Origin of the sequence: Kushneria indalinina DSM 14324 (assembly GCF_003385845.1) — a bacterium.
Classification (GTDB): Bacteria; Pseudomonadota; Gammaproteobacteria; order Pseudomonadales; family Halomonadaceae; genus Kushneria; species Kushneria indalinina.
Genome location: NZ_QRDJ01000013.1, coordinates 37,996 through 41,077, shown reverse-complemented (window position 1 = coordinate 41,077; position 3,082 = coordinate 37,996). Strand labels below are relative to the sequence as shown.

General features: G+C 50.7%; 5 protein-coding genes and 1 pseudogene. 5 read left to right on the top strand and 1 reads right to left on the bottom strand.

Features of this window, described 5'->3' with window-relative positions; genetic code table 11:
• Nucleotides 1–139 precede the first annotated feature (139 nt).
• From C8D72_RS17575 to C8D72_RS17475, 5 genes and pseudogenes are all read left to right on the top strand, one after another.
• Nucleotides 140–301, top strand: coding sequence for a hypothetical protein (locus C8D72_RS17575; RefSeq protein ID WP_170140647.1), 162 nt, complete (start codon nucleotides 140–142; stop codon nucleotides 299–301).
• Between the two features lie 300 nt (nucleotides 302–601).
• Nucleotides 602–994: pseudogene (locus tag C8D72_RS17245) on the top strand (JAB domain-containing protein); the annotation flags it as partial.
• Nucleotides 995–1,043: 49 nt separating this feature from the next.
• On the top strand, nucleotides 1,044–1,367 hold the full coding sequence (locus tag C8D72_RS17240) for a hypothetical protein (protein ID WP_115855704.1): 324 nt from the start codon (nucleotides 1,044–1,046) through the stop codon (nucleotides 1,365–1,367).
• A 41-nt stretch (nucleotides 1,368–1,408) separates the two neighbouring features.
• Nucleotides 1,409–1,804, top strand: a complete 396-nt coding sequence (locus tag C8D72_RS17235; RefSeq protein ID WP_115855703.1) for a hypothetical protein — start codon at nucleotides 1,409–1,411, stop codon at nucleotides 1,802–1,804.
• 73 nt (nucleotides 1,805–1,877) lie between these two features.
• A complete protein-coding gene (locus C8D72_RS17475; protein WP_147301576.1) occupies nucleotides 1,878–2,213 on the top strand; it encodes a hypothetical protein in 336 nt (111 codons plus the stop codon).
• Between the two features lie 97 nt (nucleotides 2,214–2,310).
• Here the strand turns inward: C8D72_RS17475 and C8D72_RS17620 are convergent.
• The coding region (locus C8D72_RS17620; RefSeq protein WP_211308887.1) for a hypothetical protein at nucleotides 2,311–3,082 on the bottom strand (772 nt) is incomplete at its 5' end.

Below are 3,082 nucleotides of genomic sequence, written 5' to 3'. Positions count from 1 at the left end.
AATCATCCGATAAATAAGATGACGGGAGTATTGACACAAAAGGTCGAATGACCGATAATACAGGGGTGGTCAGCGAGGGGCTGGCCACCGGGCACCAGCGGCGGCAACCGCGCCCGGAATTGGTTAAAGGAGAATCGTGATGAAGTTCTTGATCGGGATATCACTGCTTGTCATGGCAGGGCTGATATTTGGCGTTATGTGTGCTGAGCGTCGGCGAGGCATCAATCCTGGGTTTTACATACCTGGTTTTCTGGCCGTGGGCGGTGTTTTCCTGATTGGAAATGCTGCAATTACACCCTGAGTTTTTACGTTCCCCGGTTAATTAGCATTGGCCGGGGAAGTCCACAGTTCGTGATGAGGTGTTTATGAAATCAGCGCTTCATTGATAAATAAGATGACGGGAGTATTGACACAAAAGGTCGAATGACCGATAATGCGTATGTGGTCAGCGAGGGGCTGGCCACCGGGCACAAGCGGCGGCAACCGCGCCCGGAACCAAGGCAAAAGGAGTATGGTTTTGAACCTTCATCCAGAATTTACAAAAGAAGAGCGTACTTTGATCAACCAGGCTGTGGCCTTGATCGAAGATCGCGCTTTCAAACGTGGCGATGCCATGAGCAAACCTGAGCTGGTGAAGCAGTACCTGCTCCTGCAGTTGGGCGCTCTTGAGCTGGAGCATGAAGAGTTTTTCGTTCTTTTTCTGACTTCCCAGCATCACGCCATCGCGTTCGAATCCATGTTTCGCGGCACGATCGATGCAGCGGCCATCCACCCGCGCGAAGTCGTCAAGGCAGCACTGGCTCGCAACGCCGGCGCCGTAGTTTTCGCTCACAATCATCCGAGTGGAGTGACAGAGCCCAGCGACGCAGACAGGCGCATCACAGAGCGTCTAAAAGAGGCGCTGGCACTGATCGATATTCGTGTGCTGGACCATTTTGTTGTTGGCGATAGTGCCAGCGAAATCGTAAGTATGGCCGAGCGCGGCATGGTTTAAGTCACGGGGCCACGGACCCCGTGGCCCTCCTGTATTCAAGGAGAAAAGAATGGAAAGCGTGAGCCTTTACAATATCGACAGCGATGTAAGCCCGCAGTCATTGCTTCCACATGCCCAGGGCTGGCTGCCTCCCACGGGCCACGAAATCAAGCATGTGCTTGACCGGCTCAGGGTCAGACAATGCCAAGCCTACACGTTGGCTGATATTGCCGACCTGATCGGCTTGGCAGGGAGTTCCGAGCTACAGCTATGCATCGAGGACAGAGAATCGATCGGGTACGGACCATGGGCCATTCTGTGCTGTGAGGCGGGTTATGGGTGTATCTGGAAGGATCACGAACAGATTTTGGCGGAACGCTTGCTAGATCGGTAACTGTTGAGCCCCATCAAACAAGCAAGATCGAGGTAAACGTCATGAATACTCAAAAGCAGGATGAACATTTAAACGAATCATCCGATTTTTTTGAACGCAACGATCGATGGTTAAAGCCTGCGATGGCCACTTTCGTTGTTATAGCGGTCCCGTTACTGCTCAAGGCATTCGAGGACATGGAAGACTCCGCCATTCCTCCATGGATAGACACGCTCACGTTGGCAGCCTATGTCGCTGCAGGCGTTGGTGCGGTGCTTACAGGAATTATGCTGATGCTTACTGACACCACAACTGCCAGGGTAGTTGTTTCTGGTCTGGAAGCGGTCGTGTTATTTGGTGCCGCTCTTTGGATCTCCGGCAATCTTTTTATTGCTTTCGGCATCGGGCTAGCTGGCTGCATAGCAATTAACGGGCTGAAGCAATTTAAAAAGCGCTAATTTTTTCACAAACCCGGGCAGGGTTTTTATCGCCACGGCATGAAAGCCCTGCCAAAAAACAGGATCAAGGCTCGTGACACGCTCAAGAGAACATCGCTATTCAGAGACAGACTGGCAGAAATGCCTTCCGCTCATGCTTGAAGGCAGTCGAAGACCTCCATCATCTGCACTGGTGCATGGTGCGCATGACGTTCTGGTAAATGGATTGGAGCTGTACAGGGCAGCAGAGAAAGTTGGCGCTACAAGAACCAGCTTGGCAAATGCTGTCAAGCGCTGTGAAACAATACTGGATAACGATGGCGCTCAGCGGCTCTATCTGATTCAAGCCTGGGCTGCTAAAGAAGATCACCCGGAGTTGCGCAGATTCGTGAAGGAAAACAAGGGCGTTTATTGTGTCCAAAAGAATTAATCAGACTTCATAAATCAGGAGGCGATCAAATGGGAAGTTTTTTCTTGGCGCTCATTGTAATAAGCGCTGGACTCAATCTAGGCATGGTGCTTGTTCATTATGGAATTAGCGAATACATATTTGACTTTATAGTTGGGCAATCGGGCGTTATTGTAGAAACTAACTCTCCTGAAGTTTTTATGGCTACAATGGCACTGTCAGTTGCATTATCTATTGGTCTTGCTGGAGCGATTACTTTACTGATTTTTTCGTTCAACAACAGAGAGGAAATAAGCGAAAGTGAAAAGAATGTGAGTGAGAACGATAAGCCACTTTTCACAAAAAAAATAATCTTGGGAAATCTATTTTGGATTTTCGTTTTATTCGTGCTATTTCTTCCCGTATGGGAAGGAACCGAAAATTTGATACCCATATTCAATGAAATGTTCCATGTTGAATCTATTAATTCGGCCTTTCTTACTCTGATTGCTGCTTTTGGAATATTTACAATACGTTCATTTATAGTTCTCATGTTTTTTTCGATGTTGAAATCTGCATACGAGTGGTTGTTAGACCGGTTTGACCATCCTGCGTAAAGAAAGAGTTCCATCGAGACGTTGGCCACCGTTCCGGTGCCGGCGCCACCTTCCTTCAGCAGATCCAGCGCCGCGGGCGCGATCGGGCGTGGCCGGCCGCCGGCGGAGAAGCACCCCGGTTCATCAGGGCAGTGGTGTGATCGGTGGCCGTGGCCACCCCGGGCGAGAGATCCAGCAGCATTGAGCTCGAGATGCTGGCCACCGTTCCGGTGCCGGCGCATTACTTCCTTCAGCAGATCCAGTGCCCGGGCGCGATCGGGCGTTGCCGGCGCAGGCGGCCGGCGAGGAAGCACC